Genomic DNA, 24,396 nt, shown 5'->3' on the forward strand with positions numbered 1-24,396 from the left:
ATGTCCCGCGTCGTACTCGTCACCGGCGGTGCCGGCTTCATAGGAAGCCACACCTGCAAACGCCTTGCCCAGCAGGGTTTCGTCCCCGTCGTCTATGACAACCTGTCGACGGGACATAGGGCCAACGTACGCTGGGGTCCCCTCGTTGAAGGCGATCTCGAGGATACGGAACGGCTGGCAACGGCCGTCCGGACGTTCCTGCCTGAATGCGTGATCCACTTTGCGGCTTCCGCCTATGTCGGGGAATCCGTCGAAGACCCGGGAAAATACTACCGCAACAACGTCGCAGGCAGCATCGCGCTGCTCGGAGCCTGCCGCGCGACCGGGCTGGCACGCATCGTGTTTTCCAGTTCCTGCGCCACCTATGGCGTGCCGCAGCGGCTTCCGATCACCGAGGATACGGAACAGTTTCCGATCAACCCCTATGGGCGCACGAAGCTGATGATCGAGCTGATGCTTGGCGACTATGCGCGCGCCTATGATTTCCGCTCCGTCGCGCTGCGCTACTTCAACGCCGCAGGCGCCGATCCGGAAGGACAGCTCACGGAACGGCACGATCCCGAGACGCATCTCATACCGCGTGCCCTGATGGCGGCGGCCGGCGGGATCGAACGGCTCGACATCTTCGGCGACGACTATGCGACGCCGGATGGAACCTGCATTCGCGACTACATTCACGTGACCGACCTTGCCGACGCCCATGTCGCGGCCGTCAACTATCTGAATGACGGCGGCGAGGTACTGCGCGCCAATCTCGGCTCCGGACATGGAACCTCGATCCGGGAGGTTCTCGAAGCGATCGATCGCGTTACCGGGCGGCAGGTTCCCGTGCAGATGTTGCCGCGTCGCCCGGGCGATCCGCCCGTGCTCTATGCCGACACCAGCCGGGCGCGGCAGCAACTGGGCTTCCGGCCGGCCTTCTCGGATATCGAAACCATCATCCGCACGGCGGCGCCGGGTTTCGGGCTGGAGGTGTGGCGATGAGCTGGGCAGCCACAGTCGATGGATTTCGGCGCTATGCCGATCTCGCGCGTGCGGGGCCCGTCAGGCCGCGTCTGACGACGCTGTTTTCCGGGCGCTTGCAGATACTGAACATGTTGGGGGTTACCGCGTGGTTCGCGGCCTTCACGTATTTCTGGTGGTGGTGGCTCGATCCGGCCCATGTTCTGGACTGGCCGTCCTACGTCCTTATCACCGTCGTCGTCGGGTGGATCACCCTGCTGCCGGTCTACTTCATCACGATCTTTTCCGGCGCGAAGGTGGCCACGGTGAGCACGGGGCCGGTGCCCCAGGGGCGGATCGCGATGGTCGTCACCAAGGCGCCGTCCGAGCCGTTTGCCGTTGTACGCAAGACGTTGCAGGCGATGCTGGACCAGACCGGCTGCGACTTCGATGTGTGGCTGGCGGACGAAGACCCGTCGCCGGAAACGGTTTCCTGGTGTGCGGCCCACGGGGTTTTCATCTCCACGCGAAAGGGTATCGCCGAATATCATCGCGCCGCCTGGCCGCGCCGCACGCGCTGCAAGGAAGGAAACCTTGCCTATTTCTACGATCACCACGGCTATGACCGCTACGATCTCGTGGCGCAATTCGACGCCGATCACGTGCCCGAAGCCACCTATCTCGTCGAGGTGCTGCGTCCCTTCAACGACCCGTCGGTCGGCTATGTCTCGGCGCCGAGCATATGCGACGCGAATGCCGCGGCAAGCTGGTCGGCTCGCGGGCGGCTTTACGCGGAGGCGAGCCTGCATGGCTCCCTTCAGGTCGGCTACAACAATGGCTGGGCGCCCCTATGCATCGGTTCCCACTACGCCGTGCGGACAAAGGCCCTGAAGCAGATCGGCGGATTGGGGCCGGAACTCGCCGAAGATCATTCGACCACGCTGATGATGAATGCCCATGGCTGGCGCGGCGTGCATGCCCTCAACGCCATAGCCCATGGCGACGGGCCGGCGAACTTTGCCGATCTCGTGGTTCAGGAGTTCCAGTGGTCTCGCAGCCTCGTCGCGATCCTGCTGAAATATTCGCCTTTGTATGTGCCGAAGCTGCGGCCGCGGCTGCAGTTCCAGTTCCTGTTTTCGCAACTCTGGTACCCGCTGTTTTCGTGCTTCATGGCGCTGATGTTCCTGATGCCGATCGTGGCGCTGTTGATGGGGCGGGCCTTCGTTGACGTCGACTATCCCGATTTTCTGCTGCATTTCGTGCCTTTGTCAGTGGTTCTGGTCGTGCTCGCCTATTTCTGGCGTTCGACCGGTACGTTCCGGCCGCACGACGCGCGGGTGCTGAGTTGGGAGACGGTCCTGTTCCTGTTCGCGCGGTGGCCCTGGTCGCTGCTCGGCTGTCTGGCGGCGGTGCGCGATCACCTGACCGGCTCGTTCGTCGATTTTCGCATCACGCCGAAAGGCGGCGGTGCCGCGGCTCCCCTGCCGCTTCGGATATTGATGCCCTATTTCGTGCTTTCCCTGATGTCGGCGCTCGCCGTCTGGCTGATTTCCGATGCCGGAACGGCACGCGGCTTCTACGTCTTCGCCGAGATCAACGCCCTCGTCTATGCCGGGCTCGTGGTGGTGATCCACGTTCGACACGCCCGCGAGAACGGGCTGCCGCTTATGCCGCGTTCGACGATGACCGCAATGACGGCCGGCTCTCTGGTGCTGGTTTCGGTGCTGTCGGCCCAATCGGCGGTGCGTCACGGCGCCGAGGCAACGGAGGCCCTGTCGCATGGCTTGGGTTTCGTGACCTTCACCGAGGCGAAATACACGGTCGCCGGCGCCGGACACGGTACGAAACTCAGGATCGTTCGCTTCCATTTGCAATGGAAAGGCTTTTCTCAGCCGCCCGAGAGCGGGGCGCGGATCGAACCTGCCGTATCACGGGCCACCTCTAACAATGCCGGAAGAAGGAGTGTCAGTGAAACGAAGTACCGGGAAACCAGGACGACAAAGAAGGTCGGCCGATACTACGTGCCGTCATGACGGCGGCGAACAGTCGAGTGTGTAATCTCCAATGTGAGGAGAAAGTGGATGAAAGGGTCGATAAAAGTCATGGTTCTGCCGCTGTTGCTGCCGGTTGCAGCCGCTGCGGTCTACTTGGGCGCCCAGCCGGTCAAGGCGAAGATGGAAGTCAAGCCGACGCCGCTCAGCGCTTACGAAGTCTATTCCCTCTACCGCAACAAGACCTGGCAATGGTCCACCGGCGGTGCACGCTTCACCGCGCATGACCGCAAACTCGTGGCCTTTGTCGACAAGGGCAACGGCAACCGATCCTTTGCCGAAGGCAATTGGTACGTCAGCGATCTCGGCATGATGTGCATGCAGGCCATCTGGACGACCGCGGCCGAGGCCGGCGATGCGCGGACCTGCTTCGGCCATGCCAAGATCGGCGACACGATCTATCAGCGGAAGGTGCCAAACGGCGAATGGTATGTCTTCAAGCATGCAAAACCCAAGCCCAATGACGCCTACTACAGCCTCGTCGCCCAGGACGACATCACAGCAAAGGCGTTGCGTCTCAAGGAACAGTTCTTGGCCAAAAAATAGACGCAGCAGGAGGATGAAATGAAACGCAAATTGGCATTCGCCCTATGCACTGCCCTGGCCCTGCAACTGGACTTCGGCAGCTTGGTATCCGCGTTGGCGCAGGAGCAAGCCAATCCTGCGGGCAATGCCGGTCAGACCCAGACCATGATCGACAAACGTCCCGTCATGCACCCTGGCGGAACGAGATTCGGCGCCTATGACCCGCATGGCGATTTCGGCGCCCAAAGCGATGTGACGACCGAAGCTCTGTTCCTGCCCTGGGAGGACGTCGATCTCGCATCCTTGCGCACCGCTGACGAGTATGCCCTTCAGCGGGGACGCAATCTGCTGATCACCATCGAGCCCTGGTCCTGGTCGCTCGACTGGAAATTGACGCCGGCGCAGCTCCGCGACCGGATGCTCAGGGGTGAATACGACGTCAACATGGAGGCGATCGCCGACATGATCGCCGAGCTGAAGAGCCCGGTCATCGTGCGCTGGGGCCAGGAGATGGAAGACACGTCCGGACGGTTCTCCTGGGCTGGCTGGGCGCCACAGGACTGGATCAAGGCCTACAAGCATGCGATGGACATCGTGCGCAAGAAGGCGCCGAAGGCGCAGATCATGTGGTCGCCAAAGGGTTTGCCGAACCTCGATGCCTATTATCCGGGTGACGATTACGTCGATCTCGTCGGGCTGTCGGTCTTCGGGCTCGAACCATTCGATCAGATCGAATATGGGACGCCAAGGACGTTCGCGCAGGCGCTCAAGCCCGGCTACGACCTGGTGGCCAAGTACAACAAGCCGATCTGGGTCGCCGAGCTCGGATGGGAAGGCAGCCCGGCCTATATGCAGCCCTGGATGAACACCGCGACACAACCGGACCCGCAGTTCCCCAACCTGGCCGAAGTCGTCTACTTCAACGACCGTGACGTCATCGAATGGCCGCACAATCTCGGCCGGCCGAACTGGCGCGTGGTCAACCAGACCACGAACTGACATTGCCGGCAGTAGCGCGCTCTGAACGGGCGCGCGAGAAAGCTCAAGCATCTCGTTTGGCTGGATGCCCTTACTTGCAGAAAAGCCCCTCGCTTGAGGCGAGAGGCTCGAGTTAGAAGTGCCGGCGTTGTCGGCTGCGATTTACTCGGCCGCCTGCGGCCCCAGTTCGCCGCGACGGATCTGGTCGGCTTCGATCGATTCGAACAGGGCGCGGAAGTTGCCCTCGCCAAAGCCTTCGTCGCCCTTGCGCTGGATGAACTCGAAGAAGATCGGGCCGATCACTGTCTTCGAGAAGATCTGCAGCAGGATCTTCGTCATGCCGCCGTTCACCACACCTTCGCCGTCGATGAGGATGCCGTGCTTCTTCATCCGGTCGATCGGTTCGTCATGGCCGTGAACACGGTCATGCGACATGTCGTAATAGGTCTCCGGCGGGCCTGGCATGAATTTCAGGCCATTGTCCGCCAGCTTGTCAGTGGCGTCGTAGATGCCTTCGGTGCCGACGGCGATGTGCTGGATGCCTTCGCCCTTGTATTTGCGCAGATACTCCTCGATCTGGCTCGTATCGTCCTTGGACTCGTTCAAGGGAATGCGGATCTTGCCGCAGGGCGAGGTGATCGCCCGGCTGACGAGGCCGGTGATGCGGCCGTCGATGTCGAAGAAGTGGATCTGGGTGAAATTGAACAGCTCGCGGTAGAAGGCCCACCACTTGTCCATATTGCCGCGATAGACGTTGTGCGTCAGGTGGTCGAGATAATAGAATCCGACGCCCTCGGGCCTCGGATTGCGCTCGCCGGTCCACTCGAATTCGGTCTCATAGGCAGAGCCCTTGGCGCCGTAGGTCTCGACGAAATAGAGCAGCGAACCGCCGATGCCGACAATCGCCGGAACATCGAGGCACTTGTCCTTGCCTTCATAGGGGATCGCGCCCTTCGAAACCGCATGGTCGAAGGCGTGCTTTGCGTCGACGACGCGCCAGGCCATGGACGGGGCGCAGGGGCCGTGCTCATCGACGAAGCGCATGGCATGCGAGCCGGGTTCGGCGTTCAGAATGTAGTTGATGTCGCCCTGCCGCCAGACCGTGATGTTCTTGGTCTTGTGCTTGGCAACCGGGCTGTAACCCATGCGAGCAAAAAGCTCGGCGAGCTTCTCCGGTTCCGGATGGGCGAATTCGACGAATTCGAAGCCGTCGGTGCCAGCGGGGTTTTCAGCGGTAATCGTTGCCGGCGGGGCGTCATGCGGGAAGGGGCCCATCGGAAGTCTCCTCTTGTTCTTCCAAACTTTGCTGGAGTATGACGCAATTCCCATGCATGATGCTTGTATTCTTGCGCGGTTTAGACAGGATGGCGCACGGAACATGCATAATAGTGAATTAGGATGCAGGAATGGAGCAGCTTGACGGGTTCGATCTCAAGATCCTCAGCGAATTGCAGCGCGACGGACATCTGACCAATAATGAGCTGTCGGAGCGCATCGCACTTTCGCCGTCACAATGCTCACGGCGGCGTAGCCGGCTCGAAGCCGAAGGCTACATCACCGGCTATCAGGCACAGATCGACCGGCAGAAGCTCGGCCTCGATCTGATGGTGGTGATCTCGGTGACGCTCGCCACCCACAACCGCGACAATGCCAAGCGCTTCGGCAAGCTCATTTCGAGTTTGCCCGAGGTGTTGGAGGCCTATGCGCTGACCGGTGAGATGGACTATCACCTGCGGGTGGTGACGCCTGACCTCGCGGGGCTGTCGCGCTTCGTCAACGACGTGCTTTTGCCGCATGACAGCGTGCAGCACGTGAAGACGTCGATCGTGCTCGAAACGCTGAAGAGTTTTGAAGGTGTGCCGATTCCGGAGCGGATGAAGGGCTGACGTTTCACCCCTCGCGGCGAGGACGTTTCTCCACTTTGCCGATGGCGCGTTCAATCGCCTCGAGACCAGCCGTCAGCGCCTGCATTCCGGCGGCTCCAACCAAAGCGTCGAGTTCAGCCTGGTAGCTGGCCGCAAGCGCCGTCAGTTCGACATAGGCACGCAGGCCCGCCTTCGTCAGCTGGAGATGTTCGAGGCGGCGATCGCCTTCGTTTTCATTGCGCGTCAGCCAGCGCCGCTCTTCGAGTGCTGCGACCGCACGGCTCACCTTGGTCTTGTGCATGGCGGAATGCGCGCCCACTTCCGTTGCCGTCATTGGACGACGGGTGCTGCCGAGGGCTGCCAGCGTTCGCCATTCCGGGCGAGTGAGCTGGTAGCGCGCCTTGTATTGTGCGGCAAAGCGCAGGGCGACGAATTCGGCCGCGCGGTTCAGCCGGTAGGGCAGGAAGGCATTGAGCTCGAAGCCGTCGGCGGTCATCGGTGTTTCCTTGATAGTTACAAAATCGATAGTTACGATTGCAACTAATATGCCGAAGGCGAGGCTCGCGTCCACCATGGATGGGGCCGTTGCGGGCGGTGTTTGGGATTGCGCTGGCCCCGCTGCGAGAGCTGGAGCCGGATGCTCAAGGGAGGAGGATAGAACCATGCTCGACAAGGCAGGAAAACAGGCCGAGGCACGGACTGACGCAGCCGAGGCGCTCAACTACATGCCGGGTTTCGGCAATGATTTCGAGACCGAAAGCCTGCCGGGAGCTCTACCGCAGGGCCAGAACAGTCCACAGAAATGCGCCTACGGGCTCTATGCCGAGCAGCTCTCCGGCTCGCCCTTTACCGCGCCGCGCGGCACCAACGAGCGCTCCTGGCTCTACCGCATCCGCCCGAGCGTCCGCCACACCGGGCGGTTTTCCAAGATCGACTATCCGCACTGGAAGACGGCGCCGCATGTGGCCGAGCATTCCCTGGCGCTCGGCCAGTTGCGCTGGAACCCGTTGCCGGCGCCCTCGGAAAAACTGAACTTCCTTGAGGGCATCCGCACCATGACGACGGCGGGCGATGCGCCGACGCAGACCGGAATGGCGGCCCATGCCTATGCCTTCAACGCCGACATGGTGGACGACTATTTCTTCAATGCCGACGGCGAACTCTTGATCGTTCCGGAAGCGGGCGCGATCCAGGTCTTCACGGAACTCGGCAAGATGGATGTGGAGCCCTCGGAAATCTGCATCGTGCCGCGCGGCACCATGTTCAAGGTGACGCGGCTTGGTGAAGAGAAGGTCTGGCGCGGCTATATCTGCGAGAACTATGGCGCCAAGTTCACATTGCCGGATCGCGGCCCGATCGGCGCCAACTGCCTTGCCAATCCGCGCGACTTCAAGACGCCGGTCGCCGCCTTCGAGGAGAAGGAGACGCCTTGCCGCGTGCATGTGAAGTGGTGCGGCGGCTTCCATGTGACCGAGATCGGCCATTCACCGCTCGACGTCGTCGCCTGGCACGGCAACTACGCGCCCTACAAATACGACCTCAAGACCTACTCGCCGGTTGGCGCCATCCTCTTCGATCATCCGGACCCGTCGATCTTCACGGTGCTGACGGCACCCTCGGGCGAAGAGGGTACGGCGAACATCGATTTCGTCATCTTCCCGCCGCGTTGGCTGGTGGCCGAGCACACCTTCCGGCCGCCCTGGTACCACCGCAACATCATGAGCGAGTTCATGGGGCTGATCTACGGCCGCTATGACGCCAAGGAAGAGGGCTTCGTGCCCGGCGGCATGAGCCTGCACAACATGATGCTGGCACATGGGCCGGATGCGTCGGGCTACGACAAGGCGACAAACAGTGAGTTGAAACCGGTGAAGCTCGACCATACGATGGCCTTCATGTTCGAGACCCGCTTCCCACAGCAGCTGACCCGCTTCGCCGCCGAACTGGAGACGTTGCAGGACAACTACATCGACTGCTGGACGGATCTCAAGAAGCGCTTCAACGGGACGCCGGAAGGCGATTGGTCTTGAGTTCACGCCTCGTTTTGCTTGGCAGCAAGGGTGGTCCGGCGATCCGGCCGGGCGGCCCGTGGCCGACCTCGTCATTGCTTCAAATCGGCGGCCGTTCGATCGTGGTCGATTGCGGCCTTGGCGTTACCCGCGGAGTAACGGATGCCGGCGTGCCGCTGAAGGCGCTGGACCTGATCGTCATCACCCACCTGCATTCGGATCATGTGCTTGAGCTTGGTCCGTTGATCCACACGGCCTGGACCGCGGGGCTCGCGCATCCAGTGCGCGTCTTCGGCCCCGCCGGGACACGTGCCTATTGGCAGGGCTTCCTTCAGGCGATGGCCTTCGACATCGACATTCGCATCGTCGACGAAGGCCGGCCGGACCTGTGCGCTCTTGTCGACGTCGTCGAGTTTTCCGAGGGCGCGGTCTTTTCGGAGAACGGCCTGACCGTGTCGGCGCTACGCGTCGATCATCCGCCAGTCACCGACTGTTTCGCGCTGCGGTTCGATCATGCGGAGGGCTCGGTCGTCTTTTCCGCTGATACGGCCTATTTTCCGCCGCTCGCCGATTTCGCCCGAGGGGCTGACATTCTCGTGCACGAAGCGATGCTCGCCGAAGGCGTCGACCGGCTGGTGGCGCGCACCGGCAACGGCGCGCGATTGAAGGAGCACCTGCTTGCGAGCCACACATTCGCCGAACAGGCGGCCGCGATCGCAACGTCCGCCGGCGTCGGTCGGCTGGTGCTGCACCACCTCATTCCGGCCGATGATCCCGAGATAACGCAAGGCCATTGGATTGCGGCGACCCGCAAAAGCTGGGCAGGCGCCTTGACGATCGCCGCCGACGGCCTTGTTGTGAGACTTGCGGACGATTCGCCCGCTTAAAACAACTCCGCGAAGGCCGCGCAGCGGCTTTCGGTCCGGAACAATGAGAAGATTGAGAGGGAGGACTGCATGAAACTGGCGACACTCAAGGACAGTACGCGCGACGGAAAGCTCGTGGTCGTCTCTCGCGATCTCACCCGCTGCTCCGAGGTCGGGCATATCGCCCGTACGCTGCAGGCAGCGCTCGACGACTGGGAACACGCAGGCCCGCGGCTTGCCCGCGTGGCCGAGGGGATCGAGACCGGCTCGCAGCCGACGATCCGGTTCCATGAACACGACGCCCTGTCGCCGTTGCCGCGCGCTTACCAATGGGCCGACGGCTCGGCCTACGTCAATCACGTCGAGCTCGTCCGCAAGGCCCGCAATGCCGAAATGCCGGCAAGCTTCTGGACCGACCCGCTGATGTATCAAGGCGGCTCCGACAGCTTCATCGCGCCGCGCGATCCGATCCCGCTTGCCGACGAAAGCTGGGGCGTCGACATGGAGGGCGAGGTCGCCGTCATCGTCGACGACGTGCCGATGGGCGCTACCAATGACGAGGCGCGCGCTGCGATCCGCCTGGTGATGCTGGTCAACGACGTATCGTTGCGTGGCCTCATCCCGGCCGAGCTTGCCAAGGGTTTCGGCTTCTTCCAGTCAAAGCCGTCTTCTGCCTTTTCGCCGGTCGCCGTTTCCCCGGATGAATTGGGTGAGGCCTGGGACGGCGGCAAGCTGCATCTGCCGCTCTGCGTCGACATCAACGGCAAGCCCTTCGGCCGAGCCAATGCCGGCATCGACATGACCTTCGATTTCGCCCAACTGGTCGCGCATGCGGCCAAGACCCGGCCGCTTTCTGCCGGCACGATTATCGGCTCGGGCACGGTCTCCAACAAGCTTGACGGCGGACCGGGCAAGCCGGTCGCAGAGGGCGGTGCCGGTTATTCCTGCATCGCGGAGCTGCGCATGATCGAAACCATCGTCGGTGGTGCGGCGAAGACGCATTTCCTGAGGGTCGGTGACGTCGTGCGCATCGAGATGAAGGACAAGACCGGCCATTCGATCTTCGGCGCTATCGAACAGACCGTCGAAGCCTACAACAAGGCCTAAACGGCTGAACGACAAGAACGGGCAAAGGCATGAGCGAGACCGTCCTTTACGACTACTGGCGTTCGTCGGCGAGCTATCGGGTGCGTATCGCGCTCAACAGCCTCGGCGAAAGCTATCGTTCGGTGCCGGTCGATCTGCTCGCCAAGGCGCACAAGGCGCCGGAGCATCTGGCGCGCAATCCGCAGGGGCTCGTGCCCGTTCTCGACATCGATGGCGAGCGGTTCACGCAATCGCTCGCCACCATCGAATATCTCGCCGAGACACGCAGCAATGCCGGTTTCCTGCCTGACGATGCCGTCGGGCGCCAGCGGGTGCGCATGCTCTCCCACGCGATCGCGATGGACATCCATCCCGTCTGCAATCTCGACGTGATCTCCTATGTCATGGCCAATGCCGAGGACGGTGAGGCGGCGCGGCGCAACTGGATGCGCAAGTTCATCGGCGAGGGACTTGCCGCCTTCGAACAGCTGCTCGACCATCCCGCAACCGGCCGGTTCTGCCATGGCGACAGCCCGTCGATGGCGGATTTCTGCCTCGTGCCGCAGGTCTACAATGCCCGCCGCTGGGAGGTGGATCTCAGCGCTTGCCCACGGCTTGTCGCGATCGATCAGAATTGTTCGGAGATCGAGGCATTCGCCCGCGCTCACCCGGATCGCACGCCGCGCTGACCGGTGCGGTTGTCCGTTCTGTTCCTTCAGACATCATCTGACTGAAGCTGCCTTGTGCTGACCGGCCTCATCTGGCCGGTTCCGTCAAACGGATGTCGCGAATGGATCGACGGCCGGGCCAAGGCCGCGCTAGTTTTTGTGTGACTGGCCGTATAAGGGGGGCCGGAAAAACCTCTGGAGCGAGAGATCTACCGATGAAAAGCTATGTGCTGAACGTCAGCTGCAAGACCACCCGTGGCATCGTTGCCGCCATCACCGGCTATCTCGCCGAAAAGGGCTGTTACATTTCGGACAGTTCGCAGTTCGATGACCTCGAAACCGGCCTGTTCTTCATGCGCCTCACGTTCATCAGCCAGGAGGGCGCCACGCTCGACGAGCTGAAAGCGGGCTTCGAGCCGGTGGTCAAGCGCTTCGACATGAATGCGGAGATCCGCGACAGCGAAGAGCGCATGAAGGTGCTGCTGATGGTGTCGCGTTTCGGCCATTGCCTCAACGACCTGCTCTACCGCTGGAAGATCGGCGCGCTGCCGATCGATATCGTCGGGGTCGTCTCCAACCACTTCGACTATCAGAAGGTGGTGGTCAACCACGACATTCCCTTCCACTACATCAAGGTGACGAAGGAGAACAAGCCGAAGGCGGAAGCCCAGCTCCTAGAGCTCGTCGAACAGACCGGCGCCGACCTGATCGTGCTCGCCCGCTATATGCAGGTTCTGTCCGATGCGCTCTGCAAGAAGATGTCGGGCCGCATCATCAACATCCACCACTCCTTCCTGCCGTCGTTCAAGGGCGCCAACCCCTACAAGCAGGCCTATGAGCGCGGCGTGAAGCTGATCGGCGCGACGGCGCACTATGTCACCGCCGATCTCGACGAGGGCCCGATCATCGAGCAGGATATCGCCCGCATCACCCATGCCCAGAGCGCGGAAGACTATGTCTCGATCGGCCGCGACGTCGAGAGCCAGGTGTTGGCCCGTGCGGTACACGCCCATATCCACAACCGCTGCTTCATCAACGGCAACCGCGTCGTCGTCTTCCCGCCGAGCCCGGGTTCCTACGCTTCCGAGCGCATGGGCTGAGGTATGGGAAATCCGGCCCTCTCGCCGCCAAGCGGGTGAGAGGCTCGGGGGACAAATCGTCCGCTGAAAATGAGAAGCGCCACCCGTTTCGACCGGTGGCGCTCATTTGTTAGTGCAACAGTTCCAGTCCGACCGCCGTCGCCTCGCCGCCGCCGATGCAGAGCGAGGCAATGCCGCGCTTGACGCCCTTCGCGCGCATGGCGTGCAAGAGCGTCACGATGATGCGGGCGCCGGATGCGCCGATCGGGTGGCCGAGCGCGCAGGCGCCGCCGTTAATGTTGACGATATCGTCGGAGAGGCCGAGATCGCGGATCGCGGCCATCGCCACCACGGCGAAGGCCTCGTTGATTTCGTAGAGGCCGACGCTGCCCTTCTCCCAGGCGAGCTTGGCCATCAGCTTGTCGATCGCGCCGATCGGCGCGGTGGTAAACCAGGCCGGTTCCTGCGCATGGCCGGCATGGCCAGCGACGATGGCAAGGGGCGTGAGCCCGCGCTTTTCCGCCTCGCTTGCGCGCATCAAGATCAGCGCCGCTGCACCGTCGGAGATCGACGACGAATTGGCCGCCGTCACGCTGCCGCCGTCACGGAAGGCGGCTTTCAGCTTCGGGATCTTTGCCGGATCCGATTTGGTCGGCTGCTCGTCGCGATCAAGGTTGGCGGTCTGGCGTTTGCCGGCGCCGCTAACCGCCACTATTTCCTCGGCAAAGGAACCATCCTCAGCCGCCCGGTTGGCGCGCTCCAGCGAGCGAAGCGCAAACGCGTCCTGATCGGTGCGCGAGAACTGGTAGTGTTCGGCCGTATCCTCGGCATAGGTGCCCATCAGCCGACCGGAGTAGGCGTCTTCGAGGCCGTCGAGGAACATATGATCCTTGACCTCACCATGCCCCAGGCGGAAACCGCCACGCGCCTTCGGCAGCAGATACGGGGCGTTGGTCATCGACTCCATGCCGCCGACGGCAAGCACCGACGCGCTGCCCGAAAGGAGCGCGTCGTGGCCGAGCATCAGCGCTTTCATGCCGGAACCGCAGACCTTGGAGATGGTCGTCGACGGCGTTTCCTTGCCGAGGCCCGCGCCAAGAGCGGCCTGGCGCGCCGGGTTCTGGCCAATGCCGGCCGGCAGCACATTGCCCATCAGCACCTCGTCGACGGCATCAAGGCCGGCGCGATCAAGTGCTGCCTTCAGCGCGACGGCGCCGATTTCCGGCGCAGTCAGATCCTTGAGGCTGCCCTGAAAGGCGCCCATCGGGGTGCGGGCCGCCGAAACGATGACGATAGGGTCAATTCTGCTCATGTCTTTCTCCCATACGGCAATGGTTGGCGCTAGTGGGTGGCCACCGTCAGATATGCAGCGCGTGCCCCAGTGCCTTCAGCGCGGACTCCTGGAAGGCCTCCGATTGTGTCGGGTGGGCATGGATCGTGCCGGCGATGTCTTCGAGCCGCGCGCCCATCTCAATCGCCAGGCTGAAGCTTGCCGAGAGTTCCGAGACGCCGTGGCCGACGGCCTGGATGCCGAGCACCAGGTGGTTGTCGGCGCGGGCAACGATGCGGACAAAACCGTCTTCCGCAAGCGTCGTCATCGCCCGGCCGTTCGCCTGGAAGGGGAACTGGCCGATCTTGATCTCGATGCCGCTCGCGCGCGCCTCGTCGGGTGAGAGCCCTGATGTGACGATCTCGGGATCGGTGAAGCAGACGGCGGGGATGCAGCGCTTGTCCCAACTGCGCTTGTGGCCGGCGACGATCTCCGCCACCATTTCGCCTTGCGCCATGGCGCGGTGCGCCAGCATCGGCTCGCCGGTGACGTCGCCGATCGCGTAGATGCCGCGCATGGACGTCCGGCACTGGTCGTCGATGCGGATGAAGCGGCCGGTACGGTCGAGGTCGATCTCCTCCAGGCCGAAGCCTTCGGTCACCGGCTTGCGGCCGACGGTGACGAGCACCTTTTCGGCGGCGACATCGATGGCGCGACCGTTGTGCTCGGCATGCAGGCTGCCGGTCTCGGCGGAGTAGCTCTTGGCAACCGTCTGGGTGAAGACTTCGATGCCGAGCTCGCCGAGGCGCTTGGCGATCGGCTTCGTCAGATCCGCGTCGTACTGCGGCAGGATGCGCGTCAGCGCCTCGACGATGGTGACATGGCTGCCGAGCTTGGCGAAGGCGGTGCCCAGTTCCAGACCGATATAGCCGCCGCCGATGACGGCGAGGCTCTTCGGCACGCTCTTCAGCGACAAGGCTTCCGTCGAGGAAATGATCGGCCCGCCGAAGGGCAGGTCCGGCAGTTCGACCGGCGCCGAGCCCGTGGCAATGACGATCGCTTCGGCGCGGATGCGCTGCAGCCCGATTTCGGTCTCGACATCGACGGTCTTGCCATCGACGAAGCGGGCGGCGCCGATCACGGCCTTGACGCCGGCCTTTTTCAGAAGCCCGGTGACGCCGCCGTTCAGCCGGCCGACGATGCCGTCCTTCCAGGCGACGGTATGGGCGAGGTCGATCGACGGATTGGCCAGAGAGAGGCCGAGCGGGTTGCGGCCGGAGGCGGCCGCGCGCAGCTTGTGAAACTCTTCGGCCGCGTGGATCAGGGCCTTGGAGGGAATGCAACCGACATTGAGGCAGGTGCCGCCGGCCTTGGCCTTTTCGACGATGACCGTGTCGATGCCGAGCTGGCCGGCGCGGATGGCTGCGATGTAGCCGCCGGGGCCGGCGCCGATCACGAGCAGCTTGCAGGAAATTTCCTTCATGATCGCCTCAGGCCTCCACGAATATAAGCGCCGGCGTTTCGAGCAGGGTCTTCAGCCGCTGCACGAAGACGGCCGCATCCCAGCCGTCGATGACGCGGTGATCGAAGCTCGAGGACAGGTTCATGATCTTGCGCGGCACGAACTGCGTGCCGTCCCAGACGGGCCGGATCGCAAGCTTGTTGACGCCGACGATCGCCACTTCCGGATGGTTGATGACCGGGGTGGTGACGATGCCGCCGAGCGCGCCGAGCGACGAGATGGTGATCGTCGACCCGGTCAACTCGTCGCGGGTGGCCGTGCCGGTGCGGGCCGCTTCCGCCAGGCGGTTGAGTTCGGTGGCGCAGTCCCAGATGCCGCGTGCCTCGGCATGGCGCACGACCGGGACGGTGAGGCCGGCGGGTGTCTGGGTGGCGATGCCGATGTGGACGGCGTGATGGCGGTGGATGATGCCGGGACCGTCGTCGAAGATCGCGTTGACGGCGGGCTGATCGGCAATGGTGCGGACCAGCGCGCGCATCAGATAGGGCAGGATCGTCAGCTTCGGCTGGTCCGGCTTGCGGTCGCGGTTCATCGTCGTCCGCAGGTCCTCGAGCGCTGTCATATCCACTTCTTCCACATAGGTGATGTGGGGAATGCGCGAGGTCGAAAGCGACATCTTCTCGGCGATGCGGCGGCGAAGGCCGGTCATCTTGATCTCGTCGACCGCGGTCTTGCGCTGCAGGCCGGCGGGCGCCGGCGCCGGCTGGGCGCCGCGGGCGATGAACTGGTCGAGATCATCATGAGTGATGCGGCCGGCCGGACCGGTGCCGGCCACCTGGCGCAGGTCGACGCCGCTTTCCTTGGCGCGCAGGCGCACGGCCGGCGAGGCCAGTGCTTTTTCCAGCCGCTCGCCGGTCACGTGGCCATTCGCGATCGGTGCCTTCGCCTCGACTTTGACGGGTTGCGTAGGCTTGGCGACAGGGGCGGGCGCCTCGGCCTTTACGGCGGGTTTCTCTTCCGCCTTTGCTGTCAGCTTGTCGTCAACAGCCGGTGCCGCCGCTTCCCCTTCGCCGGCGATCTCGATGCGCACCAGCGGCGCCTTCACCGCGACGGTGTCACCCACTTCGGCACCGAGCCAGAGCACGGTTCCGGTGACGGGCGAGGGGATTTCGACGGTCGCCTTGTCGGTCATGACGGCGGCGAGCACCATGTCCTCGCGAACGGGATCGCCAGGCTTCACGTGCCATTCCACGAGTTCGGCCTCAGCCACGCCTTCGCCGACATCGGGCATCTTGATTACGAATTCGCCCATGTCAGGCCTCCATCACTTCGACGAGCGCGCGTCCGACGCGCGCGGGGCCGGGGAAATAGTCCCATTCCTGGGCGTGTGGGTAGGGCGTGTCCCAGCCGGCAACGCGCACGACGGGCGCTTCGAGATGGTAGAAGCAATGCTCCTGGACGAGCGAGGCCACTTCGCCGCCGAAGCCTGACGTGAGCGTGGCCTCATGCACAACGACGCAGCGACCGGTCTTTTCCACCGACTTCACGATCGTATCGAGATCGAGTGGCAGCAAGCTGCGCAGGTCGATCACCTCGGCGTCGATGCCGGTTTCCTCGGCCGCTGCAAGCGCCACGTGCACCATGGTGCCATAGGCGACGACGGTGACGGCGGAGCCCTGACGGCGGATCTCCGCCTTGCCGATCGGGATGGTGTAGTGGCCTTCGGGTACCTCGCCGAGATCGTGTTTCGACCAGGGAATGACGGGTCGGTCGTGATGGCCGTCGAAGGGGCCGTTATAGAGCCGCTTCGGCTCCAGGAACATCACCGGATCGGGATCTTCGATCGAAGCGATCAGCAGGCCCTTGGCGTCATAGGGATTGGAGGGCACCACGACCTTGAGGCCGCAGACATGGGTGAAGAGCGCTTCCGGGCTCTGGCTGTGGGTCTGGCCGCCGAAGATGCCGCCGCCGGTCGGCATGCGCAGCACGATCGGGCAGGTGAAATCGCCGTTGGAGCGGTAGCGGATGCGGGCCGCTTCCTGGGTGATCTGGTCGTAGGCCGGGTACATGTAGTCGGCGAACTGGATCTCGACGCAGGGCTTCAGCCCATAGGCCGCCATGCCGATCGCCGTGCCGACGATGCCGCTTTCGCTGATCGGCGCGTCGAAACAGCGGGTCTTGCCGTACTTCGCCTGGAGCCCTTGCGTGCAGCGGAAGACGCCGCCGAAATAGCCGACGTCCTCGCCGAAGACGACGACATTGTCGTCGCGCTCCATGGAGACGTCCATGGCGCTGCGCACGGCTTCGATCATTGTCATTCTGGCCATGTCAGTATCCTGCCTTCTGCCGCTGGCGGCGAATGTGCGGCGGCATCTCGGCATAGACGCCCTCGAAGATGTCGCGCACCGACGGCTTGCCGCCGGCATGCAAGGTGCCGTGGCCTTCGGCCTGTTTCTGTGCCTGGATTACCGCATCGACGATTTCGGCTTCCGCCTGGGTGTGGCGCTCTTCGGACCAGGCGCCGCGCAGGATCAGGTGCTTTTTCAGCCGGAGGACGGGATCGCCGAGCGGCCAGGCCTCCGATTCCGTCTTCGGTCGGTAGGCGCTCGGGTCGTCGGAGGTCGAATGCGCGCCGACGCGATAGGTGACGTATTCGATCAGCGTCGGCCCGAGATTGCGCCTTGCGCGCTCGGCCGCCCATTTGGCGACGGCGTAAACGGCGAGATAGTCGTTGCCGTCGACGCGCAGCGCCGGAATGCCGAAGCCGAGGCCGCGGGCGGCAAAGGTGCCGGAGCCGCCGCGCGCGATGCCCTGGAATGTGGAGATCGCCCACTGATTGTTGACGATGTTGAGGATGACAGGCGCCTTGTAGGTGGAGGCAAAGACCAGCGCCGAGTGGAAGTCCGATTCCGCCGTCGAGCCGTCACCGATCCAGGCCGCGGCGATCTTGGTGTCGCGCTTGATCGCCGACGCCATCGCCCAGCCGACAGCCTGCACATATTGGGTTGCGAGGTTGCCGGAGATGGTGAAGAAGCCATGCTCCTTGGAGGAATACATGATCGGCAGCTGCCGGCCGCGCAAGGGATCGCTCTCGTTCGAGAAGATCTGGTTCATCATCTCGACCATGGGATAGCCGTCGGCGATCAGAAGACCGGCCTGGCGATAGGTCGGGAAGTTCATGTCACCCTTCACCAACGCCTTGCGGAAGGCGCAGCTAACGGCCTCTTCGCCCAGGTGCTGCATGTAGAACGAGGTCTTGCCCTGACGCTGCGCCATCACCATGCGCGCGTCGAAGGCGCGCAGCGTCATCATGTGCTTGAGACCAGCCAGAAGCTCGTCGTCGGACAGCAGACCGGCCCAGGGGCCGACCGCTTCGCCGTCACGGTTCAAGACGCGAATGATCGAATAGGCGAGATCGCGCATCTCTTCCGGCGCGACGTCCACCTCCGGGCGCGGAACGGAGCCGGCCTTCGGGATCTTGACGTTGGAGAAATCCGGCTGGCCACCGGGCCGAACGGCGGGTTCGGGGACATGCAGGCTAAGTCGATCGAGATCGCTCATGCAGTTTCCGGCCTCCTCCGGAGTGCGCAGCGCACCAAATCAAAGATCGGTTCCAATTGAACCGCTCTTCATCTCTGTTTTCACGCATTTCCGGACGCAAAACCGCTACGCAGTTTTGCTGGAAATGCTCTAAATCGGGAAAACGATCGGACTGACATATGCGAAGACGTACGTTCCGACCTCACACGGCTCCTCTGCCTGAGGTCTGCGTACACTCCTCCTAAGCCCCGCTCTCCCGACGGGAATACTCACAGACTGCCACGAGTTCCGGGGCTTATGAAGGTCTTTCCGTGTTGCGGGGCAGGGGCAGACGAAGAAAGATAGAATCCTGCCGGGAGTGCGCTCACGCGTTGTGTTGCGCATGGCCTTGCCGGTCGCTGCTTGTAATTTTCTTTCGCGGGCGTTTCGCCGTACGGCGATCAAACCGGCGGGGCGATCGTAATCGGTGTCCCGTCGAGGAAGCGCGAGAGCCGGAATGGGGTGGGGTCGACGACCGGTTTATCTCCGGTCACGAGATCCGCAACGAGGTGCCCGGCGCCCGGTCCGATGCCGAAACCGTGGCCCGAAAATCCGGTCGCGATGATCAGTCCCGGAACGCCTTCTGCCGCTGAAATCACCGGAACGGCATCCGGCGTCACGTCGATCAGGCCGGCCCAGATCTGCTGCACCTTGGCCTCACGCAGAAACGGGAAGGCTTTTGCGGCGGCGTCGAGAGCATGAAGTGCGCGGCGGGAATCCGGGTTGGGATCAAGCACGCGGTGGCGCTCGAAGGCGCCCGGGCGATCGAGCGGGACGGCGCCGATTTGGAACAGCTCGTTCCAGCTCTGGGCGCTGAGGCCGACCTGCACGGCCTCGCCTTCCGCCTTTCGCGCCGGCTGGAAATCGCGGAAGAACGCGAAGCTGTCGGGCACGATCGCGTGCAGATTGGCCGCGCCGTCGGCAATCGTGTAGCCGCCGTCGAGCCGCTTGCGGTAGGCGTAAGTTGCGGTTGCGCCGGCGCCTTCCGGTCCCCCGGAAGCCGGGCCGGTTCTCACGACCGTGTTGCGCACTTTCAGTTGCGGCAGGCGGATGCCAAGGCTCTTGAGGAACAGTCGCGACCAGGCACCGCCGGCGACGACGACCGTCGAAGTTTCGATGCGACCCTTCTCGGTCACAACCGCGGAGATCCGCCCGGCCGCCCGCTCGACGCCACGCACGGCGCAGCCGGTCAAGATGCGCGCTCCGGCGCGGCGGGCGCCGGCAACGATCGCAGGCACGGCCTTTTGCGGTTCTGCCCGGCCGTCGCTTGGGGTGAAGAGCGCACCTTCATAGCGAAGGGCGGCGCTCGGCATCGCCGCCGCGGTCGCATCAGCGCCAAGCTGCCGACTGTCGACGCCATAGGGTTTGGCCATCGCGAGCCAGGCATCGCGGTTGGCGGCATCACGTTCATTCTCGGAGATGTAGAGAATGCCGCTGCGGCGAAAGCCGGTCTCGCCGCCGACACGGGTGTCGAGTGTATCCCAGATCTTCAACGCCTCGATCGCCAGCGGGATCTCGCGCTCGTCGCGGCCCATGACGCGCACCCAGCCCCAGTTGCGGCTCGACTGCTCCGCTCCCGGCATGCCTTTTTCGCAAAGCACGACATCGATGCCGCGTTCGGCGAGGAAGAGGGCCGTGCTGACGCCGATGATACCGCCACCGACGATCACGACGTCGGCCTTGGCGGGCAGGGCGGTATCGGTGGCGATGGGATCAAGCGTGGGACCGGGCATGGGGGGACTTTCGGGCAGGACGTGTCGCGGTCATCGGTGCATGCCGCCGCCGCGAGATCAAGACCTGCTATCTGGCCATTGCTCGAAAGCTTGGGTTTGCCGGCTCACTTTGTTTGGGAAAGCTGGTCCGCCTCGCCATCGGGCGGACTTCCGGTTTGCCCGGGGAGCTTCTATGCTCGCCCGCATGAGTGAGAGCCGCCCCGATCTTCGCCCCGTCCTGCGCATCGATTTTCCGCCCGCCGCCCGGCTCGGCCGCGGCAAGATCATGCTGTTGGAGTTGATCCGCGAGACCGGGTCGATCTCTGCGGCCGGCCGGGCGATGGACATGTCCTATCGGCGCGCCTGGCTGCTGGTCGATGCTTTGAACCGGATGTTCTCCGAGCCTTCGGTCGAGTCGCAGCGCGGCGGCAAACAGGGTGGCGGGGCGCAGGTGACACCTTTCGGCGAAACGTTGATCCGGCGCTACCGCGAGATGGAGGAAAAAACGCAAGCCGCGATCGCCGAGGATCTTGCCTGGCTCGAATCCGTTCGCGGCAGCGATCCGCCAGCAGGCGCTGGCGAGGTCGTTCCGGGCAAAGCTCAGTGATCGATCGCCACCGATTTTATGATGGCGTAGACCGTCTTGCCGGGAACAAGCGCAAGCGCGTCGCGTGAAAAGCGGGTGATGCGGGCGGCAATCGTCGCATCGCCGCAAGTCACCCTGACATCGACGCTGCCGTCTTCCTCCGTCGTGATCGCAAGGATGCGCCCTTCCAGCACGTTGAGCGCGCTGATCTCCACAGGTCTTGATGTCGCCAGCATGACGTCGCGCGCGGCGACGTGCAGGCGAAGCCTGCTGCCGGGTGCCGCGCTGACACCCGCAATGCGCAGCCGTTCCCGTCCGACCCGGACCGTCGTCAGTTCGTGGGACGGATCGGTTCCCTCGACCACGCCTTCCAGCAGGACGCCGGCCTCGCGCCTGCCGGTGGCGAGCATGGCGGCCGGCGCGCTCAAGACCTCGGCGGCCGCGCCCGATGCGGTGACCCGGCCGTTTTCGAGGACGACGACGCGGCGCGCCAGCCGGGCGACTTCGCCGACGGAATGGCTGACATAGACGATCGGGACGCCGGCATCGTCACGCAGCCGTTCGAGATAGGGCAGAATCTCGGCCTTGCGGGCCTCGTCGAGTGCGGCGAGCGGCTCATCCATCAGGAGCAGGCGCGGTGCGGTGAGCAACGCACGGCCGATCGCGACGCGCTGCCGTTCGCCACCGGACAGGGCTGAAGGGTTGCGTTCCAGCAGATGGCCGATCCCGAGCATCTCGACAATGCGCGCAAAGTCGCCACCGGAGCCGCTCTTGCCGGCGAACCAGCGGCCATAGGAAAGATTGCGGCGCACGCTCAAATGCGGAAAGAGGCGTGCTTCCTGGAAGACATAGCCGAAGCGGCGGCGATGCACCGGGGTAAAAATCCGGCGCTCGCTGTCGGCGATGACGTCGCCATCGAGCACAACGCGACCGCTTTGCGGCTTCAACAACCCGGCGATGATATTGATCAGCGAGGTCTTGCCGGAGCCGGAGCGACCGAACAGCGCGGTAACGCCGCCGTCCGAGGTGAAGGCGGCATCGAGCGAGAAACTGCCGAACTGGTGGCGGGCTTCGACGGTGAGGCTCATTGGGCCGCCACCCGACGGGCGGCGAATGTCGCCAGCAGTTCGGAGAAGATGAGCGCGGCCATGGAAATGACGATTGAAATGATCGTCAGTCGCATGGCACCGGCGTCGCCACCCGGCACCTGGGTGAAGGTGTAGATCGCAGACGACAGCGTCTGTGTCTCGCCGGGAATGTTGGAGACGAAGGTGATCGTCGCGCCGAACTCGCCCATCGCCTTGGCAAAGGCGATGATCATGCCGGCGATGATGCCGGGGATGATCAGCGGCAGGGTGACGGTGGCAAAGACCCAGGGCGGGCTGGCGCCGAGCGTGGTCGCTGCGTCCTCGAGCTTGCGGTCGATTGCTTCGATCGACAGGCGGATGCTGCGCACCATCAGCGGAAAGGCCATGACCGCGCTGGCGAGCGCCGCGCCCGTCCAGCGGAAGGAGAAGACCAAACCGAAGTAGTCGGCAAAGAAGGCGCCGAGCGGTCCGCGGCGCCCGAAGAGCAGGAGCAGCAGGAAGCCGGTAACGACCGGCGGCAGGATCAGCGGCAGGTGAACGAGACCATTCAGCAGCGTCTTGCCCCAGAAACGGCCGCGCGCGAGCAGCATGGCGATGGCGAGCGCGAAGGGCAGGCTGCAGATCATCGCGACGGTTGCGACGCGCAGGCTCAAAAGGATCGCCGTCCATTCCGCATCGCTTACTGCAAGCCAGTCCAACAGATGTCGCTCCCCGATACGAGGCCGGTGGGATGTGGCTGTCCGCCTGCGTCCGCCCCCCGCCTCTGACAAATGATCGCGTCGCCCGCGTTTGGGCGCGGGCGACACGTGACGATAGATGCTTCGCCTGCCTCTGGACAGCCGAGATCCACCGCCTTTTCAGGCCGATTACTTAAGGACGGTGAAGCCCTGCTTTTCGAAGAGGGCGGCTGCCTTCGCCGACTTGACGAAGTCGACATAGGCGGCGGCATCCGGGCTCTTGCTCTCGGCGGTAATCGCAATCGGATAGATGATCGGCGGATGGCTGTCTTCCGGGAAGGTACCGACGACCTTCACGCCCGGGTCGGCGGCCGCGTCGGTCTGGTAGACGATGCCATAGGGTGCTTCGCCGCGCGAGACGAGGAGGAGTGCCGCGCGCACGCTTTCGGCGCCGGCGACCTTGGGCTCTACGGCCTTCCAGGCGCCGAGCTTTTCGAGCGCCGCCTTGCCGTATTTGCCGGCCGGAACGGAATCGACGGCACCCATGGCGAGGCGACCGTCGCCGAGCATGGCTGCCAGGTCGAAGCCCTGCTTGATATCGACGGCTGCTGCGTCGGCCTTGCCGGAAACGAGTACGATGCGGTTGCCGAGCAGGTTGGAGCGGGTGTCGTCCTTGATCAACTTCTTGTCCGTGAGATAGTCCATCCAGGCAAGATCGGCAGAGATGAAGACATCGGCTGGGGCGGCCTGTTCGATCTGCTTGGCGAGTGCCGAGCTTGCCGCGTAGGAAACGGTCGTTTCCTTGCCGCTTTCCTTCTGCCACTCGGCATTGATCGCATCGAGCGCGTTCTTGAGGCTAGCGGCCGCAAAGACCGTTACCTTCTCTTCGGCCTGCGCCGATGCCGGCATGACGGTGGTACCGGCCCAGGCGAGGCAGAGTGTCAACACCAGGCCCTTCAGCCAGTCTCTTCTCTTGATCATCGATTTCCTCCAACGAAGCGTGATATCTCTTAGGATACAACGATATCGCTTCCTGATTAGCGTTGTATCCATTGAAATACAATGCTCTTGTAGACGGCTAGCGCGGCGTCCGGCGCGCCCATCCGCTCCAGGCAAAAGCCGTGCAACATCCGCGATGGGGCTTGCGATGGCGGTCGGGCGGCCTAAATTGCTGGCCTCAAAGCCAATTGATGGACCGGAGGTGCGATGGAAACGGCGGTGAAGCTCGAAGAGAGCTGGAAGGCAGCGCTGGCGCCGGAATTTTCCAGCGCCTATATGGCCGAGCTCAAGCAGTTCCTGCTCGCCCAAAGGAACGAAGGCAGACAGATTTTTCCGCGGGGACCTGAATACTTCCGCGCGCTCGACCTGACGCCGCTCGACAAAGTGCGCGTCGTCATCCTCGGCCAGGACCCCTATCACGGCGACGGCCAGGCGCACGGGCTCTGCTTCAGCGTGCGCCCCGGTATCCGAACACCGCCCTCGCTCGTCAACATCTATAAGGAACTGAATACAGATCTCGGCATTCCGCCGGCGCGACACGGCTTCCTCGAAAGCTGGGCGAAGCAAGGTGTGCTGCTCTTAAACAGCGTGCTGACGGTGGAGCGCGGCAATGCGGCGTCACACCAGGGGCGCGGTTGGGAGAAGTTCACGGACGCAATCATCCGCGCGGTCAACGAGGCGGATCATCCCGTCGTCTTCATGCTCTGGGGTTCCTACGCGCAGAAGAAGGCGGCCTTCGTCGACCGGTCGCGCCATCTGGTGCTGCGCGCGCCGCATCCTTCGCCCTTGTCGGCCCATTCCGGTTTTCTCGGCTGCCGGCATTTCTCCCAGGCCAATGCCTTCCTGGAATCCAAGGGTTTTGATCCGATCGACTGGCGGCTGCCCGAAGATCCGGCTGTCGCCGAAATGAACTGAGGTCGGCGTTGACGTTTCCGCTGTCGCGGTGAGGTCTTG

Annotated in this window: 22 protein-coding genes and 2 pseudogenes; 12 read left to right on the top strand and 12 right to left on the bottom strand. The window is 63.6% G+C overall.

What is annotated here, in order from left to right; all coding sequences use genetic code 11:
• The 4 genes from galE to ACTJKM_RS02425 are packed head-to-tail and all read left to right on the top strand — an operon-like array spanning position 1 to position 4,517.
• Positions 1-984 (top strand): UDP-glucose 4-epimerase GalE, encoded by a 984-nt coding sequence (gene galE, locus ACTJKM_RS02410; RefSeq protein WP_440659904.1) that lies wholly within the window; start codon positions 1-3, stop codon positions 982-984.
• Positions 981-2,975, top strand: a complete 1,995-nt coding sequence (locus ACTJKM_RS02415) for a glycosyltransferase (RefSeq protein WP_063893335.1) — start codon at positions 981-983, stop codon at positions 2,973-2,975. The genes galE and ACTJKM_RS02415 overlap by 4 nt, the downstream gene beginning before the upstream one ends.
• Positions 2,976-3,023: 48 nt before the next feature.
• Positions 3,024-3,539 carry a DUF995 domain-containing protein gene (locus ACTJKM_RS02420; RefSeq protein ID WP_057254503.1) on the top strand — a complete coding sequence of 172 codons (516 nt, stop codon included), beginning with the start codon at positions 3,024-3,026 and terminating at the stop codon, positions 3,537-3,539.
• Positions 3,540-3,557: 18 nt separating this feature from the next.
• A complete protein-coding gene (locus tag ACTJKM_RS02425) occupies positions 3,558-4,517 on the top strand; it encodes a glycoside hydrolase family 26 protein (RefSeq protein WP_057254504.1) in 960 nt (319 codons plus the stop codon).
• A 141-nt stretch (positions 4,518-4,658) separates the two neighbouring features.
• On the opposite strand, the gene hppD is transcribed toward ACTJKM_RS02425, so the two are convergent.
• Positions 4,659-5,771 carry a 4-hydroxyphenylpyruvate dioxygenase gene (hppD, locus tag ACTJKM_RS02430; RefSeq protein ID WP_057254505.1) on the bottom strand — a complete coding sequence of 371 codons (1,113 nt, stop codon included), beginning with the start codon at positions 5,769-5,771 and terminating at the stop codon, positions 4,659-4,661.
• Positions 5,772-5,902: 131 nt separating this feature from the next.
• Here hppD and ACTJKM_RS02435 point away from each other — a divergent pair, with 131 nt between their 5' ends.
• Positions 5,903-6,382 (top strand): Lrp/AsnC family transcriptional regulator, encoded by a 480-nt coding sequence (locus ACTJKM_RS02435; RefSeq protein WP_057254506.1) that lies wholly within the window; start codon positions 5,903-5,905, stop codon positions 6,380-6,382.
• 4 nt (positions 6,383-6,386) lie between these two features.
• Here the strand turns inward: ACTJKM_RS02435 and ACTJKM_RS02440 are convergent, their stop codons facing one another.
• Positions 6,387-6,857, bottom strand: a complete 471-nt coding sequence (locus ACTJKM_RS02440) for a MarR family winged helix-turn-helix transcriptional regulator (protein ID WP_058325310.1) — start codon at positions 6,855-6,857, stop codon at positions 6,387-6,389.
• Positions 6,858-7,023: 166 nt separating this feature from the next.
• Here ACTJKM_RS02440 and hmgA point away from each other — a divergent pair, with 166 nt between their 5' ends.
• The 5 genes from hmgA to purU all read left to right on the top strand — a co-directional run bounded on the left by hmgA (position 7,024) and on the right by purU (position 12,090).
• Complete coding sequence (gene hmgA / locus ACTJKM_RS02445; RefSeq protein WP_058325309.1) at positions 7,024-8,391, top strand: homogentisate 1,2-dioxygenase; 1,368 nt, start codon at positions 7,024-7,026, stop codon at positions 8,389-8,391.
• Positions 8,388-9,257 carry an MBL fold metallo-hydrolase gene (locus ACTJKM_RS02450; RefSeq protein WP_057254509.1) on the top strand — a complete coding sequence of 290 codons (870 nt, stop codon included), beginning with the start codon at positions 8,388-8,390 and terminating at the stop codon, positions 9,255-9,257. Before hmgA ends, ACTJKM_RS02450 begins: the two co-directional genes overlap by 4 nt.
• Before the next feature lie 69 nt (positions 9,258-9,326).
• Positions 9,327-10,343 (top strand): fumarylacetoacetate hydrolase family protein, encoded by a 1,017-nt coding sequence (locus ACTJKM_RS02455; RefSeq protein ID WP_057254510.1) that lies wholly within the window; start codon positions 9,327-9,329, stop codon positions 10,341-10,343.
• A 29-nt stretch (positions 10,344-10,372) separates the two neighbouring features.
• Positions 10,373-11,011, top strand: coding sequence for a maleylacetoacetate isomerase (maiA, locus tag ACTJKM_RS02460; protein ID WP_440659905.1), 639 nt, complete (start codon positions 10,373-10,375; stop codon positions 11,009-11,011).
• 194 nt (positions 11,012-11,205) lie between these two features.
• Positions 11,206-12,090, top strand: coding sequence for a formyltetrahydrofolate deformylase (gene purU / locus ACTJKM_RS02465; RefSeq protein WP_057254512.1), 885 nt, complete (start codon positions 11,206-11,208; stop codon positions 12,088-12,090).
• Between the two features lie 109 nt (positions 12,091-12,199).
• Here purU and ACTJKM_RS02470 read toward each other — a convergent pair whose 3' ends face one another.
• The 7 genes and pseudogenes from ACTJKM_RS02470 to ACTJKM_RS02500 form a co-directional block, all read right to left on the bottom strand.
• Complete coding sequence (locus ACTJKM_RS02470) at positions 12,200-13,381, bottom strand: acetyl-CoA C-acyltransferase (RefSeq protein WP_440659906.1); 1,182 nt, start codon at positions 13,379-13,381, stop codon at positions 12,200-12,202.
• 46 nt (positions 13,382-13,427) lie between these two features.
• The gene (gene lpdA / locus ACTJKM_RS02475) at positions 13,428-14,822 is read right to left on the bottom strand and encodes a dihydrolipoyl dehydrogenase (protein ID WP_058325305.1); all 1,395 of its coding nucleotides are present in this window, start codon (positions 14,820-14,822) and stop codon (positions 13,428-13,430) included.
• Positions 14,823-14,829: 7 nt separating this feature from the next.
• Positions 14,830-15,699: pseudogene (locus ACTJKM_RS02480) on the bottom strand (dihydrolipoamide acetyltransferase family protein); the annotation flags it as partial.
• Positions 15,700-15,851: 152 nt separating this feature from the next.
• A pseudogene (locus tag ACTJKM_RS02485) lies at positions 15,852-16,113 on the bottom strand (biotin/lipoyl-containing protein); the annotation flags it as partial.
• A 1-nt stretch (position 16,114) separates the two neighbouring features.
• Complete coding sequence (locus tag ACTJKM_RS02490; protein ID WP_057254516.1) at positions 16,115-17,128, bottom strand: alpha-ketoacid dehydrogenase subunit beta; 1,014 nt, start codon at positions 17,126-17,128, stop codon at positions 16,115-16,117.
• A 1-nt stretch (position 17,129) separates the two neighbouring features.
• Complete coding sequence (locus ACTJKM_RS02495; protein WP_057254517.1) at positions 17,130-18,362, bottom strand: 3-methyl-2-oxobutanoate dehydrogenase (2-methylpropanoyl-transferring) subunit alpha; 1,233 nt, start codon at positions 18,360-18,362, stop codon at positions 17,130-17,132.
• Between the two features lie 419 nt (positions 18,363-18,781).
• Positions 18,782-20,113: an NAD(P)/FAD-dependent oxidoreductase gene (locus tag ACTJKM_RS02500; RefSeq protein WP_440659907.1), complete on the bottom strand. Its 1,332-nt coding sequence runs from the start codon at positions 20,111-20,113 to the stop codon at positions 18,782-18,784.
• A gap of 184 nt (positions 20,114-20,297) precedes the next feature.
• On the opposite strand from ACTJKM_RS02500, the gene ACTJKM_RS02505 reads away from it, so the two are divergent.
• Positions 20,298-20,699 carry a winged helix-turn-helix domain-containing protein gene (locus ACTJKM_RS02505; RefSeq protein ID WP_058325332.1) on the top strand — a complete coding sequence of 134 codons (402 nt, stop codon included), beginning with the start codon at positions 20,298-20,300 and terminating at the stop codon, positions 20,697-20,699.
• On the opposite strand, the gene modC is transcribed toward ACTJKM_RS02505, so the two are convergent.
• From modC to modA, 3 genes are all read right to left on the bottom strand, one after another.
• Positions 20,693-21,766 carry a molybdenum ABC transporter ATP-binding protein gene (gene modC, locus ACTJKM_RS02510; RefSeq protein ID WP_440659908.1) on the bottom strand — a complete coding sequence of 358 codons (1,074 nt, stop codon included), beginning with the start codon at positions 21,764-21,766 and terminating at the stop codon, positions 20,693-20,695. The genes ACTJKM_RS02505 and modC overlap by 7 nt on opposite strands.
• On the bottom strand, positions 21,763-22,464 hold the full coding sequence (gene modB, locus ACTJKM_RS02515) for a molybdate ABC transporter permease subunit (protein WP_093233588.1): 702 nt from the start codon (positions 22,462-22,464) through the stop codon (positions 21,763-21,765). The genes modC and modB overlap by 4 nt, the downstream gene beginning before the upstream one ends.
• A gap of 168 nt (positions 22,465-22,632) precedes the next feature.
• Positions 22,633-23,424, bottom strand: coding sequence for a molybdate ABC transporter substrate-binding protein (gene modA / locus ACTJKM_RS02520; RefSeq protein WP_440659909.1), 792 nt, complete (start codon positions 23,422-23,424; stop codon positions 22,633-22,635).
• 225 nt (positions 23,425-23,649) lie between these two features.
• Here modA and ung point away from each other — a divergent pair, with 225 nt between their 5' ends.
• Positions 23,650-24,357, top strand: a complete 708-nt coding sequence (gene ung / locus ACTJKM_RS02525; protein WP_057254522.1) for a uracil-DNA glycosylase — start codon at positions 23,650-23,652, stop codon at positions 24,355-24,357.
• Positions 24,358-24,396: the final 39 nt, after the last annotated feature.

The sequence above is a fragment of the Ensifer sp. 22460 genome (assembly GCF_052044935.1).
Lineage (GTDB): Bacteria > Pseudomonadota > Alphaproteobacteria > Rhizobiales > Rhizobiaceae > Ensifer.

What these genes read in the sequence shown, in the direction of transcription:
- galE (WP_440659904.1), top strand. Translation starts at nt 1, where the DNA reads ATGTCCCGCGTCGTACTCGTCACCGGCGGTGCCGGCTTCATAGGAAGC.
- ACTJKM_RS02415 (WP_063893335.1), top strand. Translation starts at nt 981, where the DNA reads ATGAGCTGGGCAGCCACAGTCGATGGATTTCGGCGCTATGCCGATCTC.
- ACTJKM_RS02420 (WP_057254503.1), top strand. Translation starts at nt 3,024, where the DNA reads ATGAAAGGGTCGATAAAAGTCATGGTTCTGCCGCTGTTGCTGCCGGTT.
- ACTJKM_RS02425 (WP_057254504.1), top strand. Translation starts at nt 3,558, where the DNA reads ATGAAACGCAAATTGGCATTCGCCCTATGCACTGCCCTGGCCCTGCAA.
- hppD (WP_057254505.1), bottom strand. Translation starts at nt 5,771, where the DNA reads ATGGGCCCCTTCCCGCATGACGCCCCGCCGGCAACGATTACCGCTGAA.
- ACTJKM_RS02435 (WP_057254506.1), top strand. Translation starts at nt 5,903, where the DNA reads ATGGAGCAGCTTGACGGGTTCGATCTCAAGATCCTCAGCGAATTGCAG.
- ACTJKM_RS02440 (WP_058325310.1), bottom strand. Translation starts at nt 6,857, where the DNA reads ATGACCGCCGACGGCTTCGAGCTCAATGCCTTCCTGCCCTACCGGCTG.
- hmgA (WP_058325309.1), top strand. Translation starts at nt 7,024, where the DNA reads ATGCTCGACAAGGCAGGAAAACAGGCCGAGGCACGGACTGACGCAGCC.
- ACTJKM_RS02455 (WP_057254510.1), top strand. Translation starts at nt 9,327, where the DNA reads ATGAAACTGGCGACACTCAAGGACAGTACGCGCGACGGAAAGCTCGTG.
- maiA (WP_440659905.1), top strand. Translation starts at nt 10,373, where the DNA reads ATGAGCGAGACCGTCCTTTACGACTACTGGCGTTCGTCGGCGAGCTAT.
- purU (WP_057254512.1), top strand. Translation starts at nt 11,206, where the DNA reads ATGAAAAGCTATGTGCTGAACGTCAGCTGCAAGACCACCCGTGGCATC.
- ACTJKM_RS02470 (WP_440659906.1), bottom strand. Translation starts at nt 13,381, where the DNA reads ATGAGCAGAATTGACCCTATCGTCATCGTTTCGGCGGCCCGCACCCCG.
- lpdA (WP_058325305.1), bottom strand. Translation starts at nt 14,822, where the DNA reads ATGAAGGAAATTTCCTGCAAGCTGCTCGTGATCGGCGCCGGCCCCGGC.
- ACTJKM_RS02490 (WP_057254516.1), bottom strand. Translation starts at nt 17,128, where the DNA reads ATGGCCAGAATGACAATGATCGAAGCCGTGCGCAGCGCCATGGACGTC.
- ACTJKM_RS02495 (WP_057254517.1), bottom strand. Translation starts at nt 18,362, where the DNA reads ATGAGCGATCTCGATCGACTTAGCCTGCATGTCCCCGAACCCGCCGTT.
- ACTJKM_RS02500 (WP_440659907.1), bottom strand. Translation starts at nt 20,113, where the DNA reads ATGCCCGGTCCCACGCTTGATCCCATCGCCACCGATACCGCCCTGCCC.
- ACTJKM_RS02505 (WP_058325332.1), top strand. Translation starts at nt 20,298, where the DNA reads ATGAGTGAGAGCCGCCCCGATCTTCGCCCCGTCCTGCGCATCGATTTT.
- modC (WP_440659908.1), bottom strand. Translation starts at nt 21,766, where the DNA reads ATGAGCCTCACCGTCGAAGCCCGCCACCAGTTCGGCAGTTTCTCGCTC.
- modA (WP_440659909.1), bottom strand. Translation starts at nt 23,424, where the DNA reads ATGATCAAGAGAAGAGACTGGCTGAAGGGCCTGGTGTTGACACTCTGC.
- ung (WP_057254522.1), top strand. Translation starts at nt 23,650, where the DNA reads ATGGAAACGGCGGTGAAGCTCGAAGAGAGCTGGAAGGCAGCGCTGGCG.